We start from the raw sequence: 16,574 nt of genomic DNA, 5'->3' as shown, positions 1-16,574 counted from the left end.
TTTTGTACGTGGCACGGCAAGGCTTGCACCGCGTATGATTGTGGTGTATGGATTCCACACCGTTGGAAATGATAATGTAACTGTCAGTTGCAACCTCCCCGGCCCTGCGGGAGTTTTGGGGGAGGGTGTGTTTTTTATATCGGAGATTCATGGGACTGCTTATTGACAGCACAAAATCAGCCTTTCTGCTGCTGATTTCTTTAGATCCGGAATTGCTGGAAATTATAGCAGTTTCGCTCAAGGTGAGTGGCTTTTCGACTATTTCTGCCTCGTTACTGGGCATACCAGCCGGTTTTATCATTGCTCAAACCAATTTTTACGGGAAGCGTTTTCTGCTCACCTGTCTGAACACCCTGCTGGCTATGCCGACTGTGGTCATAGGTCTGGTGGTCTATTCCTTTATCTCCCGCCGTGGTATTTTCGGCTCGCTGGAGCTGCTCTATACCCAGAAAGCAATCATCATTGGTCAGACCCTGCTCATCGTGCCCCTGGTAACCTCGCTTACCATAGCGGCCATCAGTAGAATTGACGGCAGGTACCGTAATACGGCGCTTACTCTGGGAGCCACCAGACTGCAGATGGCGCTTGTGGTGGTAAAAGAAGCCAGATTCGCGATCTGTGCAGCCGTAATTGCAGCTTTCGGGAGGGTTATTGCCGAAGTCGGTGTGTCGATGATGCTGGGTGGTAACGCCAAAGGGTTTACCAGGACCATGACTACGGCTATGGCGCTCGAATATGACAAAGGTGAGTTTGTTCTTGCTGTGGCGCTTGGCCTTTCTTTGATGATGATCGCCTTCATGGTCAACTTACTGTTTCTCTTTTTCCAGGGCAGGACCAGGATTTGAATCTTTATACACTTGAAAATCTCGCCCGGGAATTCAAGGGCCGTAAAATATTGGACATTGAGGAACTTGCCATTAAACCCGGCAAGATCTACACCCTGATCGGGCCAAATGGCGCAGGAAAGAGTACCCTTTTGAATGTGCTGGCCTTTCTTGACAGGCCGGAGCATGGAGCGCTGAGCTTTAAAGGCGAACGGGTGGAATACTCCGCCAGGCAGCTGCTGGAATTGCGCCGTCGGGTGGTGCTTCTCGATCAGTATCCCATCCTTTTTACCGGCCCGGTCTGGAAAAATGTGGAGTTTGGCCTGAAAGTCAGGGGAGTGGATAAGGCTGAGCGTCGCAAGCGCGTGGTTGAGGTGCTCGATCTGGTCGGAATGGAGAAGTTTATCGAAGCGGACGCCCATAAGCTCTCGGGTGGCGAGACCAAGAGGGTCGCGCTGGCGAGAGCCCTGGCAGTTCGGCCTGAAGTGTTGCTCTGTGATGAACCCGGGGCGAATGTAGATAAGGAGAATCAGGAGGTCATCCTGGCTCTTCTGGGCAAGATTAACAAGAGTTACGGTACGTCCGTGATCTTTTCCACGCACTACCTCTCCCAGGGACGCAGGCTGGCTGATCACTCATTGATGCTGGAGCATGGTCAGCTATCAGATATGGTCAATGAGAATATCTTCAGGGCCAGGGTGATAGCTGAAGAACACGGCAGGCTGCTCTGCCAGGTTGGTCACGGCGCTGAACTGACTCTGCCTAAAGAGAGTGTTGCGGACAGCAGCGGGGACTTCAAACTCTACATCGACCCGACAAAGACCACTGCTGAACTGGATTGTGCGGAACCAGCCGCTAATATTGTCGCAGGCACGGTCTTTCAGCTGAATCAGGACAAAGGTCGGATTCATGTGGGAGTGGATATCGGGGTAAAGCTCTTTTTCTTTCTTACCCCGGACCAGTATCGGGACATTACGCCGATTATCGGAGGCCGGATTATGATATCCATTCCAGATTCGGCCATGCGCTGCAGTATGATGTAGGCAGGATGCCTGTGAGGGCATAGCCGTTAGCCCGAATTTCTTATTAGTGTTGGCAACCTCTTGAGATTCAACCCGAAAATGTCATGAGAAGTGCGGGTTCGTACCTGTGGAATTCGCCTTGGTATTGCTCGGGGTGGGGCGGCTGACTTCAGCAGTCGCAGTCAAATTTAGAGCAGGCAATACAGTAGACCGTCAAGTGTATGGCTTCGGCAAGCATCTCTGTTGAGTGCTCACTGTCATACTCCCTGGCCATGGTCATGACCTCCCGGTCATTTTCTCCCCTGGCGATGATATCGATCAATGGTGCATATCTGCGCTGATACTCCAACCGTTCCGTATCGGTAACGGTTTTCATATAGTCTTCATAACAGTAACGAATCTTGTTTCTTCCACGTGCCATGACATACCTCTATAAAAGTCGTAAATTTTCAGATGACTGATTGCAGTGACCAGGTTGAGTAATGAGGGTGGTCACTGCAATGTAGTACTTACCCTGTTGCCAATTCTGTGGCAAGTAAAGCTGCTGTCCGATTGGGGGGATAAAGAGAGGCGTTGACAGCTGCCACGCCACCAGGAAGGCGTGGCGTAGTCGCTGTCCGTTGAACAACTTACTGATTAGTGCTGACTCTTTTCCTGTAACCCTGCCGATTCTCCATGGCGCAAGAGGGCGCTGGTATCGGCGATGGGTTCCTCGCCAGAGGCTTCCTTCAGGTATACTCGTGTTCTTTCAACCATAAGGTACAGGCACGGCACCAGCACCAGGGTGATGATCGTGGCAAAAAGAATTCCGAAGCCGAGCGAGAGCGCCATGGGAATGAGAAATCGTGCCTGCCTGGAGGTTTCGAAAATCATTGGCGCCAGCCCACAGAAGGTGGTGAGTGTGGTGAGCAATACGGGCCTGAAACGGCGGATGCCTGCGGCACGGATGGCTTCGCTTGGGGAAAAACCCTCCAGTCTTCTCTTGTTGGCGTAATCGACAAGTACAAGCGAATCGTTCACCACGATGCCAGACAGCGCGACCACACCCATCATGCTCATCAAACTGAGATTGTAGCCCATAATTATATGGCCAATAACAGCACCCACCATGCCGAACGGAATGGCTGTCATGACGATTATGGGTTGGCTGTAACTCTTAAAAGGAATTGCCAACAGGAAGTAGATGGCAATGAGTGAGAAAACAAAACCGCCGAACAGGTTTTGTACACTCTCCTTACGATCAGCCTGTCTTCCTGCATACTCGTAGCCAAGGCCGGGGAACGTGCCGGCCAGTTCAGGGAGTATGTTGGAGTTGAGGGAAGTCATGATCTGGGAAGTCATGGCCAGCGGGTCAACATTGGCCCTGACGGTGACCGTCCGGCGACCATCTTTTCGGGTGATAGAGGTATAGGCCCGGCCGCGATCAACCGTGGCAATATCGGAGAGTGGCACGAAGGTTCCAGCCGAGGTGGCGATCAGCATGCTCTCAATATCAAACTCGCTGAGTCGCTGGGATTCCGGGAGCCGCAGTCGCACAGTAACCTCGTTTGAACCGCGCTGCTGGCGGAGCGCGATTGAGCCCTGAAAGCTGTTTCGAACCTGACTGCCTACTTCGGCAGCGGTAAGCCCAAGGGAGTCACCTCTCTCATTGATCTGGAAGGTAAACTGTTGTTTACCGGGCGTATAGCCACTGTCGATATCCTTGGTATTGGGAAAATCGGCGAGCTGTTCAGCCAGCATGGCGCTCGCCTGGTCAAGTATTTCAATGTCCCTGTGGCTGAGTTCAATGGAGAGTGCGGCTCCGCTGCCGGGTCCGCCGCGATCCGATTCAAAGAGTGACGATTGCAGGCCAACGATGGTGCCCACCTCTTCACGCCAGAGCCTGGTCACATTCCCGGTTGAAAGGGGACGTATGTCGGGAGGAGTCAGATAGGCATTTACTTCTATTGTGTTTTCATCAATCAACGATGACACACCGGTAACAAGATCATCACCTCCATTGTCTTCACGAACACGCTCCATGGCATCGACGATTTGGTCGCGTACAGCGACGAGCTCGGAATATGGGCTGCCATAGGGAAGGGTGGCAGTAACAACCGCACGGTCCGATTCTACCCTGGGCATGAGGATCATGCTGATTCTGCCACTGAAAACCCAGCCAATGGTAACAAAAAGCATACAAAAGAGCAGGGCCACGGTAAGAAATTTTATCTGTAGGACACGATCGAGCATTGCCCCGTAGATATTTTCTGAAAACCAGCTGAGCCGATTGCTGAATTTTTTTTGCACCCTGGCAACAGCTTTGAGGACACGGTTTGATGACTGGCTGTTGCTATGGGCCAGATGGGCTGGCAGAATAAACAGTGATTCGAACAATGAAACCAGAAACACGGTGATAACCACCAGTGGTATTACCAGCCACACTTTCCCCATAGTTCCAGGGACAAAGAGCAGCGGCATGAACGCTACAACATTGGTCAAAATAGAAAAAATAATAGGTACGGCCACATCCTTTGCACCAGCGATGGCTGCGTCTACGTTGCTGAGTCCTTTTTGTCGATATTCGTAAATATTTTCACCGGCGATAATGGCGTCGTCGACCACGATACCAAGAGCGACAATAAAGGCGAACATGGAGATCATGTTAATCGACACATCTATCATTGGCAGAAACAGCAGCCCGCCCAGAAAGGAAATGGGTATGCCCATGGTTACCCAGAAGGCCAGGCGAAGTTCAAGAAACAAGCCCAGGAGGATTAACACCAGAGTCAGGCCGATGAAGGCATTTTTAAGGAGCAGATCGAGTCGTTGTTTATAAATTTCTGATAGATCTCTGGTTACCGCCCACTCAATTCCGGGGGGGAGGTCGATTTCGATATCGGACATGGCGGCCAGGGTCGCCTCGGAGATCCCGATGGGTGTCTGTTTGCCAACCCTGAACACCCGTATGGAGAGTGCGGATTCCTTTTCGTAGGAAGCTTCCCTGTTGGTACTCTCGAATCCTTCGCGTACTTCGGCGAGATCTTCAAGATAAACTGTCGCTCCGGAGGGTGTGGTGACAACCGGAATGCGAGCGAACTCGCTGGCCCAGTCGCGCCTGTTATCTATCCGTAACAGGATTTCGCCGCTGCTGGTATCCAGTTTGCCACTAGGGACTTCGATTGAAGATTGCTGGATGATCTGTGCCACCTGGGAGAGGGTAAGGCCATACATCCTCAGCTTTTCCAGCGGTATTTCGACATGAATTTCGAAATCACGGGCGCCGGTAATCTCAACCTGGGTGATACCTTCGGCGCGGAGCAGCCGGTCACGGACCTGTTCGGTGACTTCCCGCAGCGAACCTTCAGGTACATCACCATAAAAATTCATGCGCACCACTTCGCGTTTACGGGCGGCAAGCGACACCACAGGCTCTTCGGAGTCTTTGGGGAAGGTGGTGATTCGATCAACTTCCTGTTTAATCTCCTGGAGTACTGCTTGTCCGTCGGCGTCCTCCATAAGCTCGGCGTTAACCCGGCCGCTGCCCTCTGAGGCCGTGGAGGTGATTTCTTTTATGCCATCGATTCCGTCGATGCCATCTTCAATGGCCAGAATGATTCCCTGCTCGACTTCTTCAGGGCTGGAACCGGGATATGATACGGAGACAGTTACAAGATCAAGCTCAAAGTCCGGGAAAACTTCCTGCTTGATCTTGGTGGTCACAAAGAGACCGCCAAGAAGCAGGAAAAGCATGATCAGGTTGGGTGTCACGCGGTTATGGACCATCCAGCCGATTGGTCCGCTGTGGTCCTTTTGCGTCAACTTATTAATCACGTGCTACCTCCACCTGCTGCCTGTCAGCTTGAGCTTTGTTACCTGCAACTGCTTGTTTATCTGAATCGTCACCGGCAACTTTTAATGGAATACCGGCAATCGGAGAGGCGAGCGAAGATGTGACTAAACGATCGTTGTCGTGAATTCCTCCATTGATAATCACCTGATCTCTATTGCGAAAAAGAACATCAACTGTGCGGATATCGAGCATACCGTTATCCCCCACGAGCCACACAGAGTTGCCGTCACGCAGATAGGAGCGATCAACCATGATGCCTGATTCGATGGTCTTACCAACTATCTCAGCACGGACATAGGAACCCAGCAACACTGGTGGCTTGCCGACATTTTCTGGGTTGCGGCTCATCGGGTCGTCTATAGCTACTAGCAACTGGGCCATTCTGCCCTGGTCTTCAAGGGAGGCCTCAAGCCTGATAACGTGACCAATTCGGTAGGAGTCAGGTTTGGTATGTCCCTGGGTATATACCCGGACCGTTGATCCGGTAGCATCGCTGGTTGCAGGAATCTCGACCCAGTCAAGTTGTTCCACGGGCAGGGTCAGTCTCAGCCAGAACTGGTCGGTACCCACCATGTGGGCAAGGACGGTTGAGCCGCCAACGACTGCTCCGGTATCAACATTACGGCTGCTGACCACGCTGTTGAAAGGTGCGCGAACCTGGGTGCGCTCCAGGTTCAGTTGAGCCTTGGCGAGTCCGGCACGTGCCCGGGCCTGAACTGCCTGGAGCTTTTCCAGTTGTGGCACTCGTAATATCAGCGCCTTTTCCTCATTGCTGACCTGTTCACCGAGCAGTGTAAACTCCTTTTCGGCAATGCGCTGATAACCCATCTCCATCAGCAGATCACTGTCAACCTGGTTCACTTCGCTCTGAAGCTGATCAACTTCAAGCTGGTAGTCGGTGGGGTCAATCTGTAAAAGAGTTTCTCCGGCACGATAGAATCCGCCAGGAACAAACTCCCTGTTCATTTCGATAACCTCACCATCGACCAGAGGCTTGAGGTCAATTTCCCGTGCCGGCACAATCTCACCCATTGCGTATACCACTGTCTGCTGGGGGCCTGACTGGACCTGTTGAATCTCAACAAGAGTAGCCGAAGCGGGTCGTTTGCGCGGTTTCGCTTCCGGCTTTGTTTCTAGGAGATAAACCGTTATCGCTATGCCGCAGGCCAGGGCGATGACCGGCAGCATAAAGTGCAGCAGGAAGCCGCCGAGCTTGTTTGGTTTTCTGCGTACTTCCCCTGGAGTATTAGCTGGTTGGCGTTCGTTCATTTTCATAAGGCGTCTGGGTGTAATGGAGTAACTGGTTTAGCCTGACTGACGGTTTCGAGGTTGTGTAACGGATTGCTCAGGACCTGTCCCGCCAGGGCCCGGTAGAGGCTGATTCGAAAGCCAATGCGCTGCTGACGGGCGGTGAGCAGGCTACGCTCGAGATTTTGTTGTGAGAGCAGTGCGGTAAGGACGCGCTGATAGTCTTCTGCCCCCTGTTTGTATCTGTCCCGCACGTTTTCAAGTGTGTCATTGGCAAGGTTGAGCTGGAGCTGAAGACTGCTGATAAGCTTGTCCTGTTCTTGTTCCTGGGTCAGGGCGTTTTCAACTTCGCGGATGGCTTCCAGTATGGTCTGGCCATAATTGTAAAATCGCTCACGGGCGACAGCGGTTGTTCGGTCCACCTCGGCCTCGCGTAAGCCACCGTCAAGAATCGGCCCGACGATGTTGGCGGCCATTGATGTCAGCCAGTTGTCAAAGAGTTGGCTGGCGGTGCCGGAAGTGCTGAGGTCTGCCGAGATACTGAGTCTTGGGTATTGGTCTGCAATGGCCACGGCCACATTGCGGTCAGCGGCCAGCAGGTCGAGATAGGCACTTTTCACATCCGGCCTGTTGTTCAGGATCTCCAGCGGAACGCCTGTTGCCGGAATTGGGGGCAACTCGACCAGCTGGGGCTGATCAGGCAGTGCGAGCGATTTGGGTGGCATGCCACTCAAAACCGCAAGCTGGTGTTCGAGAACAGTTGCTGATGCCCGTTGCTGTGACTGTTCACCGGATTGGGCCTCAATAAGCTGTTTTTGCTGAAGCACATCGGCTATTCCCACCTGTCCAGCATTGAAGCGTAGCTGAATAAGCTGCAAACCGGTTCGGTTAAGGTCCTGCTGCTTCTGCAGGAGCTGCAGCTGGCTGTTGCTTTCAGCAAGTTGATACCAGGAGGAGGCGATCTGTGCCGCCACAGTCAGGGCTGCGGTCTGAACGTCTTCAGACGATGACTGGGCGCTGAAAATACTTGCCTCACGGGCGGCGGAAAGTCTGCCCCACAGGTCAATCTCATACCCGGCGGCGAGGCCAATCGACAAATTGGTGGATGAGCTTTCGTTGCCATCATTGCGGGTGCGGCTCTCCGTGGCGCTGGTGCGGTAGTCCAGTGTGGGAGAAAGAGCGGCTCCGGCCTGACGACTGACAGCTTCCGCCTGCAGAAGTCTCTGCCGGGCGGCAAGGATATCAAGGTTGCTTGCCAGTGCCTTGGAAATAAGTTCATCGAGGGTGGCATCGTTGAACTCGAGCCACCAGTGCGAGGATTGTTGCTCAAAGCCTGATTGTGAGAAACGCTCCGGCATATGCACTGGCAGCTGATCTGTGGCAATGTTGGTCTTGGGTGCACAGCCGCTGATTACGAGCAGCATGGCCGCTGCAGCAGGCAAGAAAAACTTTTTCATACTCCCTGTCCGGACCGGTGTCCCGGTCAAGCAGATGTAGTTTGGCTCAGTCATTGATGATTTACACAGTTTGAAGTTAGCGGATATGTATCAACGAAATACCATACATAATGATTGAGGACGAAATGTGACAACAATATGCAAAGAATGTGAAAGTTTTTGCAGCGTACTGATTTTGCCGGGTAAAATGATGAGAATCTGGTAGTAGACAGATATTGACCACCAGGTAGTTAATGCCTCTGTTGTACCCTGCAACCGCCTACACTCAACCCGATAGATACCATGAAAATTTCAATTCACTACAAACTCTTTGCAGCGCTGCTTGCGGCGATTCTCGCTGTCATCATCTACATGACCCTGGTGCTGCAGTGGAGTTTCGATCGGGGATTTCTCAACTATATCAATACGGAAGAGCAGGTTCAGCTCGAACATATTGCCGGGGAGCTGCAACAGCAGTATGAACGTTTTGGAAGCTGGGAATGGGTACTGCATGATCCGCGCGACGTTGCGAAAATCGTGGTGGGCAGTTACCCGGAGGGAAAATTCAAGGAGGCAATGCTCAGGCGGATTGAGAAAGGCAGATTCCATCCTCATATTAAAAGGGCCGGGCCTCCGCCGGAGGATTTGCCGCCACATTTTTTTGAGCGTATTTTTCTTTTAGATGAGAACGAGCGAACGATCTTCGGTTTTGAAAAGAGTCAGAAGAACAGTGACCTCATTGCAATACGCTATCAGAACAGGGTCGTCGGTTACCTGGGGGCATACCCGACCAAACAGCTCACAGAAAGTCAGCAGGTGGTATTTATGAGACAGCATCGCCTGGCCCTGATACTTGTCTCTGTGGCCGGTGTTCTCATTGCCGCCGGGTTATTTTTCCCTCTGGCTCTTTTCCTGACCAGGCCCATACGTGAATTAACCTCGGCCACCAGAGAGCTTGCTTCAGGTAAGTACCAGACCCGAATTGACAATACCTCAGGTGACGAACTAGGTCAGTTGGCGGCAAACTTCAATGACCTCGCGGCAACACTGGAGAAAAATCAACTTGCACGCAGTCAGTGGGTGGCGGATATTTCCCACGAGCTGCGCACGCCATTGTCTATTCTGCGCGGTAAAGTCGAAGCCTTGCAGGATGGGGTCTATAGCCCGACACCGGAGCTGTTCTCTGAATTGTACCGGGAAGTGATGTATCTCAACCTGCTGGTTGATGATCTGTATCAATTATCGCTCTCCGATAAGGGCGCGATGAGCTATAATCGGGCAGAGGTAGAACCATGCTGGGCTCTTGAGCAGGCTGTCTCTTTGTTCAAGCCACAGATCGAAGCGGCAGGGCTGAGTCTTGAAATGCATGCGGATATTGAGAGTGATGCGACTCTTTTTGCCGATAACGAACGATTAAAGCAGCTCTTTACCAACCTTATCGCAAACTCTGTCCGCTATACAGACCCCGGCGGAAGGTTGTTGATCAGTGTAGGCCAGCGGGAAGATAGCCTCAGTTTTGTCATCGAGGACAGTGCTCCGGGGGTGGAGGATCAGCATCTTGAGCGGCTCTTTGAACGGCTCTACCGGGTAGACGGTTCACGCAGCCGGGAATCCGGCGGGGCCGGGCTCGGCTTGTCTATTTGCTGGAATATCGTTAAAGGACATAATGGAACAATAAAGGCAACGCACTCAAATCTCGGTGGTTTGCGGGTAGAGGTCACCTTGCCTTTGGCAGATATTTGAGAAAATAGATTCTATATGGAACAGACAATTCTCATAGTTGAGGACGCAAGGGAGCTGGCACAACTGCTCAGCGACTATTTACGCCAGGCCGGCTTTGGCAGCCATCAGCTGTACAGTGGTGATAGGGTGATTGATTGGGTGAAGAATAACCAGCCTGACCTGATTCTGCTCGATCTGATGCTTCCGGGGCGTGGCGGGCTGGAAATATGTGCAGAGCTTCGGCAATTTTCGACGGTGCCGGTAATCATGTTGACCGCGCGGGTGGAAGAGCAGGACAGACTGCGCGGCCTTGAACTCGGGGCGGACGATTATGTCTGCAAGCCGTTCAGCCCACGGGAGGTCGTAGCACGGGTAAAGGCGGTGCTCAGGCGGAGTTCTCAAAGAACCCTTTCGGAAAATACAAAGGTGGGAATACAGTTTGATGCCGACAAGCTGCAGGTACGATTGAACGGCAATCTGCTCAACCTGACTGTGGTGGAATATCATCTGCTTGCTCTGTTGGCCGGGCAGCCGGGCAGGATCTATTCCCGTGGCCAGTTGATAGACAAAATCTATCCGGATCAGCGGGTGGTGAGCGATCGTACCATCGACAGCCATATTAAAAAGTTGCGTAAAAAAATCAGCGAGGTGTATAGCGGGGAACTGATTCATTCCGTTTACAGCGCAGGCTATAAGTTCGATGCAACCGAGAGCTGATTTTCCTCTCTTCCCAGGTAAGCTCCAACGCCCTCCCTGTGGATTGAACATCCTGCTTTTTTTGATGTTTTTTCTTCATTGAAATCTTGCGACATCTCCATAAGCCTGATAGGGTAGCTATGCTAAAGTAAGGCTCTTTTCAGAGCCTTGAGTTTTGACCTGTAATTGAAATCTGCCGTTTTTGAGAAGTATTTGGCAACTAACACGTACATCAAGGAGTAGGCATGAAAAAGATAGCTATCGGTATCGTCCTGATTCTGGCGATAGCTGCATGCTGTATGCCGTTTGTAAACGGCATCATTATGGAAAAAGGGTTCAACCGGTGCCTGGACGAACTGAACAGGATGTATACCGAGAGTGGAACCAACGCGTCGGCAACTCTGGTGCGTTATGAACGGGGTTTTTTGAACTCGGAGATCGAGTGGAAGCTCAATCTCGGAGATTTGAAAGCACTTTATGGTATTGATGAGATTATCCTGCTTGAACGAGCCGAGCATGGTTTTACCGATGTAACTTCATACAGCAGTCTGGAAAAAAATGATTGGTACCTGAAATTTATTGAGGAAAAACTTGGTGGTAAAGAGCCGGTAAGCCTGGTTACTACCTACGCTGTTACCGGTGACATTCATTCCGAGATTGATATCAGCGCGTTCTCCCTTGCGGTTGAAGACCAGACCATTGAAGTGCAGCCTGGCACTATGAGTTTTGATACTGATCTGCAGCTTGATTCTTTCGTGATGACGGGAGATTGGGGAGGTGCGGCAATTCCTGGTACGGTGGCGGTGAATAATGTCGCCTTCAGCTCTGATGTAACCAAGATTTCGACGTATATATGGGAAGGTGTGACTGCACTCAGAGTTGCCTCCATCACTGCCGAGGAGCAGGCTCAGAAAATTGCTATGACTGATCTCAGCGTCGAGTATGGGGTAGAGTATGACCAGGAGAAAAAGGCCTTGGCCATAGAGGCGCTCTATGGAGTCGAAGAAATCAGCGATGGGGTTGAAAAGGTAGAAGACGCGACGGTCACTATTGGCGCAAAAGGTGTTGATGGTGCAGCATATGAAGAAGCAATGCGGCTTTATCTGGAACTTGCCGGCAAGCTCTTTACCGATATTTCCACCGTGGGGGATGATCCGAAAGCGCTGGAAAGGGTGCTGCAGGACAAAATGATGAATTATGGGCTGCAGCTCATGGCCATTTACGAGAAATTCCTCAAAGAGGGATTTGAGGTGTATGTGAAGGATATGTCGGCCACCTTGCCCCAGGGGGACTTGAGCGGTGGTGTCGTGCTGAAAATGAAAAAAGATCTGACCATGGCCCAAATCATGCCCATGATGAATGATCCTGAGATGATTTTTGAATATCTCGACTACACTTCTGACTTTGTTATGCCGTCAGTGCTGGCGGAAAATAAGGCTCAAATGATTACTCCGCTATTGCCGGGAATGAGCAAGGGATTTTTTGTGGAAGAAGGTGAAACACTGAAACACCACGCCGAGACCCGCGAACAGAAACTCTACCTGAACGGAGAGCAGGTTAATCTCAATTATTGATATTCAGTTGTTGTAACAATCATACAGGCCAAAACCCGGAATCAGCTCCAGACTGATTCCGGGTTTTTTCTTTCATGCTGTCAGGTTCACTGGCGGGGATCACGGATATTCGGCCACTGCCTGGCTGAGTTGGAGGCAGAAGTGGACCGGACCGGGTTGATATCGATACCGCCGCGACGGGTAAAGCGGGCAGAGACTTCAAGGTAATCAGGCCGGCATTGTTCCATAAGGTGATGAAAGATCTGTTCAACGCAGGCCTCATGGAAGCCGGTATGCTCCCGGTATGAGACGAGATAACGGAGTAACCCGGCACGCTCTATTTTCCTGCCTTCATAACTGACCTGTACCGTGGCCCAGTCGGGCTGGCCGGTTACCGGACAGCAGGAGCGGAATAAGCGGCTGAACAGGGTCTCAGAGGCGGAGGTTGATTCAGGATCAGCCGTGAGCAGCAAAGGGTCTACCTTATAGCTGAAATCGTTGCATTCCAGTTCATCCAGGCAGATTCCGGTCGGCTCAGCCACCTGTACCCCGTCAAATTGATTGGCCAGGGTGAGTGTGACGTTGACTTTCCCGCCGGCGGCCTGACCGAGATCTCCTTCAAGTATTGCAGTAAGAGATGCAGCATTTTCAATGCGGGTCATGTTGAAAGAGTTGAAATAGAGCTTGAGCGATTTAGACTCGATCAAAAATTCTGAGGTGGCCGGAACTCTGATCTCGGCAATGGCAACCTCGGGTTTTCCATTGGCGGATAGCCAGGAGACTTCGTAAACATTCCAGATGTCCTCACCGTGGTAAGGGTACTGGCCGGTGGCCCCTGGGAGTTGGGCGGTGCCACGACCAAGGTTTCTGGGAATTGGTTGCAGCAGTTTGGGATCGTAATGAGAACTGTATTGTACGTCCTTGCCGAGCAAGGTTTCGATTTTCATGTATTTTTCTTTTATTGTAGGCGCCGATTCATCGTCAGCGCTCCTGGTTGGAGTGGATGATCAGTTCCGGGCGGATTTCTGCAGGAGCTGATAGATTCGGTTGAGCTCCACGAAAGCGTCATGGTCGCCACCCTGGTCGGGGTGCAATTCGAGAGCTTTTTTCCTATAGAGTCTGCTGAGTTCTTTTGACTCCATTTCTTTAAGAGACTTTAATGACTGTCCATAGAGTTTGACGACCTCGTCTTCTGCAATATCTTTGGTGCGATCGGGCCAGAAGAAGCGGCGATGGTCGTTCATGAACTGGCGAATAAAGTCATTTTGATAACTTCTGTTTCTGGGAATGTAATCAAAGAACATTATCATATATCGTACCAGATGCGGGTGCAGCCACGTCTGCTCCGGTTCGTGTTGCCAGAAAGAATGAGCGCTGTTTAAACTGCATAGCGCCTCAACGAAATAATCGGCAACTTCCTGCTCGGGCAATGCTTCAGGCATGTACGTGGCGTAAGAAGCGGTAAAATACACATGCAGGTTGAGGATGGCATAAATGTAATTGCGGTACTCGCCAGGGTCCAGTGCCTTTTCCATCTCTACAAAAACATACTCCCGTTCATCTCTGCTCTGGTTAAGCAACGGTCTTAAAACGGGTGGGCGCATGGAGAAAATTTTGCTCTGATCGACCGCACCGTAATAGAGATAATAGATCCGGCGTCTGTCGAACATATGGATCTGTCTGTCGATGGCTGCCCTCTGCTGGTCGGTCATCGGGCCGGGGTCACCATTGCAGCGGTCAAATTGAGCCAGCCTGTCGCGGTAACCCCTGGGGAGAAAATTCCATAACAAATTTTCAAGCAACAGATCAGGGTCCCGGTCGGTGAACTCTGCGACGGACTTGAAGAGCCCGCTATCAAACAAAATTACATTGTCATAAGGCTGTTCTATAAATTGGCGTGGCTCCCGACCTAGGTCGTGGATGATCCGGTGAGAAAACAGCCCACTGTTGTCAACCTGATAAGACTGGCGAATCTGGTACTGAATATCTTCACCATGAAAAAGAGTGGCAAGGTACATAACATTTGGCGCATTTAAAGGCTTCCGGGGGGAGAAATGTTTTCAACTCGTTTTATATACTGTAATGAGATGCTGTTGATAAATCATCAGGTTTATCTTTGCGAGTTACGCCAGACAGGGTGGTATGCTGGCATAAAATGAATTATTGAATTTTAAAATAAATCTCTCGGTGAACAACTGATGCAGTGTAACAGGATTTGATCGGAAAAATTTCATTGATAATTAGTTAGTTCCATTATAGCTTCTGCACTTCGTTGGAATTGGTTTACTTTGTTACCCGGATTCCGTGTTTGATTTTTTGTTGCCTGAACAGGAGATTACCCTGGGTATTGTCTTGTGTTCAGGTGCATGGTTGTCTGCAGGTGAGAAGTGAAAACAGGTGAGGGGTTACGTCAGCGGAAATCGCCCTGACCCTGACTACGCTTTAAATAGCCTTTTGTACGTATTATACCAGTAGCTATGAAATATTTACCGTCTCAAATCCTCTATTTTTTTCAAAATAAGACGACCAAGCGCAATCTGGTGCTGCTAGCTAAGTTTCTAGGCTTTTTGTGCAGCCTGGTAACTGTTTATAGTATAATGTTCCATGTCCTGATGGTCTATGAGGGCAGACAGTTCAGCTGGGTGACCGGGTTTTATTGGGCTCTCACCGTCATGTCCACCTTGGGGTTCGGCGATATCACATTCCATAGTGATCTCGGGCTGGTCTTTACTATTTTTGTGTTGGTGACAGGTGTGATCTGTATGCTGATCATGCTGCCGTTTACCTTTATTCAGTTTTTCTACGAACCCTGGCTCGAGGCACAGGTCAAAAGCCGTACTCCCCGCGAGCTTCCGGAAGGTACCAAGGGACACGTGATCATAACCACCCTGGAGCCTATTACCCAAAAACTGATCGAAAAACTTTCGCGCAGAAATTATGAGTATGTGGTGATCGCAGCCGACCAGCAGCAGGGTGGCGAACTTCATGATGCCGGCTACAAGGTGGTGGTCGGGGAACCTGACGATCCTGAGACTTTTAAAAAACTCCGCATTCACGATGCGGCGATGGTTGTGGCCACCAATGATGATCTGATGAACACAAATATCGCATTTACCGTGCGCGAGATCAGCAAGAGTGTGCCCATTGTGACTTCCGCAGACCGGGATCATTCTCTGGATATTTTGAACTATCCCGGCAATACCCATGTCTTTCAGTTTATGAAGATGTTGGGTTTTGCACTTGCCGAGCGGACGGTGGGCCTTGGTAGTGCTACGACAATTATTAGTAATTTCGATGAACTGTATATTGCGGAGATTTCGGCAAAACGAACGAGTCTTGCCGGTAAGGCGATTATTGATGTAGACCTCCGACAACGCACCGGAACCACCATCATTGGTCTATGGGATAAAGGGCGTTTCGATGCTCCCCACCCGGATGCCAGGATCGTTGACAGCACTCTGCTTTTACTGGCCGGTACCAAAGAACAGCTGCGAAATTTTGAAAAGCTCTATGTGGCTGTCGAAACCGGCTTTGACGAAGACGCACCCGTCCTTATTCTCGGTGGCGGCCGGGTCGGGCTCGCTTCTGCAGAGGTACTGGAACAGCATAATATTCCTTACAGGATCATTGAAAAACGGGCAGCCGTCGCTTCAAGCGACGAGAAGTTCATCATGGGGGATGCTGCGGATTTCAACATTCTGAAGGAGGCTGGCATCGATAAAGCTCGCGCTGTTATCGTGACGACACATAATGATGCGATGAATATTTATCTCAGCTTCTACTGCCGCCAGCTACGACCGGATGTACAGCTCATCTGTCGATCCACGAATGAGCGTAACGTTCCGAAACTGCACATGGCCGGAGCGGATCTGGTACTTTCTTACGCGTCCATGGGCGCAAACGCCGTTATCAATTCGCTGAAGACAGACGAGGTTTCCATGTTTACTGAGGGACTCAATATCTTCAGCCTGCCTGTACCTGGAAAACTGGTGGACAAGACCTTAGTCGAGAGCAGGATCAGGCCTCTTACCGGTTGCTCGGTTGTCGCCATCAAATCAGATGGGGATCTGCTGGTGGGGCCTGACCCGACCTTACCACTCCGTGATGGAGATGAACTTATCCTGATCGGCACAACCGAAGCGGAAATGAAATTCGCCGAGGTTTATTAATTTCTCAAAAATCTTACACAAACTCGCTTTGAATCCAGGGGGGGCATTGCCGCCGACTATCGCACAAGGGGG

Annotated in this window: 12 protein-coding genes; 6 read left to right on the top strand and 6 right to left on the bottom strand. The window is 51.0% G+C overall.

The features are described 5' to 3' along the window. Positions 1 to 149 precede the first annotated feature (149 nt). On the top strand, positions 150 to 845 hold the full coding sequence (locus ACN5NT_RS04150) for an ABC transporter permease (protein WP_136795324.1): 696 nt from the start codon (positions 150 to 152) through the stop codon (positions 843 to 845). Continuing rightward, a complete protein-coding gene (locus ACN5NT_RS04145) occupies positions 842 to 1,867 on the top strand; it encodes an energy-coupling factor ABC transporter ATP-binding protein (RefSeq protein ID WP_419174601.1) in 1,026 nt (341 codons plus the stop codon). The genes ACN5NT_RS04150 and ACN5NT_RS04145 overlap by 4 nt, the downstream gene beginning before the upstream one ends. A 148-nt stretch (positions 1,868 to 2,015) precedes the next feature. Here ACN5NT_RS04145 and ACN5NT_RS04140 read toward each other — a convergent pair whose 3' ends face one another. From ACN5NT_RS04140 to ACN5NT_RS04125, 4 genes are all read right to left on the bottom strand, one after another. Then, entirely contained in the window at positions 2,016 to 2,267 is a 252-nt protein-coding gene (locus ACN5NT_RS04140) for a hypothetical protein (protein ID WP_419174600.1), read from the bottom strand. Positions 2,268 to 2,482: 215 nt separating this feature from the next. After that, positions 2,483 to 5,659, bottom strand: coding sequence for an efflux RND transporter permease subunit (locus tag ACN5NT_RS04135; protein WP_419174599.1), 3,177 nt, complete (start codon positions 5,657 to 5,659; stop codon positions 2,483 to 2,485). Next, positions 5,652 to 6,953 carry an efflux RND transporter periplasmic adaptor subunit gene (locus ACN5NT_RS04130; RefSeq protein ID WP_419174598.1) on the bottom strand — a complete coding sequence of 434 codons (1,302 nt, stop codon included), beginning with the start codon at positions 6,951 to 6,953 and terminating at the stop codon, positions 5,652 to 5,654. The genes ACN5NT_RS04135 and ACN5NT_RS04130 overlap by 8 nt, the downstream gene beginning before the upstream one ends. Further along, positions 6,950 to 8,383: an efflux transporter outer membrane subunit gene (locus ACN5NT_RS04125; RefSeq protein WP_419174597.1), complete on the bottom strand. Its 1,434-nt coding sequence runs from the start codon at positions 8,381 to 8,383 to the stop codon at positions 6,950 to 6,952. The genes ACN5NT_RS04130 and ACN5NT_RS04125 overlap by 4 nt, the downstream gene beginning before the upstream one ends. Before the next feature lie 282 nt (positions 8,384 to 8,665). Between ACN5NT_RS04125 and ACN5NT_RS04120 the strand changes: the two genes are divergently transcribed. The 3 genes from ACN5NT_RS04120 to ACN5NT_RS04110 all read left to right on the top strand — a co-directional run bounded on the left by ACN5NT_RS04120 (position 8,666) and on the right by ACN5NT_RS04110 (position 12,354). Further along, a complete protein-coding gene (locus tag ACN5NT_RS04120; RefSeq protein ID WP_419174596.1) occupies positions 8,666 to 10,105 on the top strand; it encodes an ATP-binding protein in 1,440 nt (479 codons plus the stop codon). A gap of 15 nt (positions 10,106 to 10,120) precedes the next feature. Next, on the top strand, positions 10,121 to 10,801 hold the full coding sequence (locus ACN5NT_RS04115; protein ID WP_419174595.1) for a response regulator: 681 nt from the start codon (positions 10,121 to 10,123) through the stop codon (positions 10,799 to 10,801). A 224-nt stretch (positions 10,802 to 11,025) separates the two neighbouring features. Further along, on the top strand, positions 11,026 to 12,354 hold the full coding sequence (locus tag ACN5NT_RS04110) for a DUF945 family protein (protein ID WP_419174594.1): 1,329 nt from the start codon (positions 11,026 to 11,028) through the stop codon (positions 12,352 to 12,354). Between the two features lie 86 nt (positions 12,355 to 12,440). On the opposite strand, the gene queF is transcribed toward ACN5NT_RS04110, so the two are convergent. Both queF and ACN5NT_RS04100 read right to left on the bottom strand, forming a co-directional pair. Further along, entirely contained in the window at positions 12,441 to 13,280 is an 840-nt protein-coding gene (queF, locus tag ACN5NT_RS04105; protein WP_419174593.1) for an NADPH-dependent 7-cyano-7-deazaguanine reductase QueF, read from the bottom strand. 60 nt (positions 13,281 to 13,340) lie between these two features. Beyond that, the gene (locus tag ACN5NT_RS04100) at positions 13,341 to 14,351 is read right to left on the bottom strand and encodes a hypothetical protein (RefSeq protein WP_419174592.1); all 1,011 of its coding nucleotides are present in this window, start codon (positions 14,349 to 14,351) and stop codon (positions 13,341 to 13,343) included. A gap of 459 nt (positions 14,352 to 14,810) precedes the next feature. Here ACN5NT_RS04100 and ACN5NT_RS04095 point away from each other — a divergent pair, with 459 nt between their 5' ends. Then, positions 14,811 to 16,502: a potassium channel family protein gene (locus ACN5NT_RS04095; protein ID WP_419174591.1), complete on the top strand. Its 1,692-nt coding sequence runs from the start codon at positions 14,811 to 14,813 to the stop codon at positions 16,500 to 16,502. Positions 16,503 to 16,574 lie beyond the last annotated feature (72 nt).

It is taken from the genome of Desulfosediminicola sp., assembly GCF_048381775.1.
Taxonomy (GTDB): domain Bacteria; phylum Desulfobacterota; class Desulfobulbia; order Desulfobulbales; family Desulfocapsaceae; genus Desulfopila; species Desulfopila ganghwensis.
This window is presented reverse-complemented; position numbering and strand designations above follow the sequence as displayed.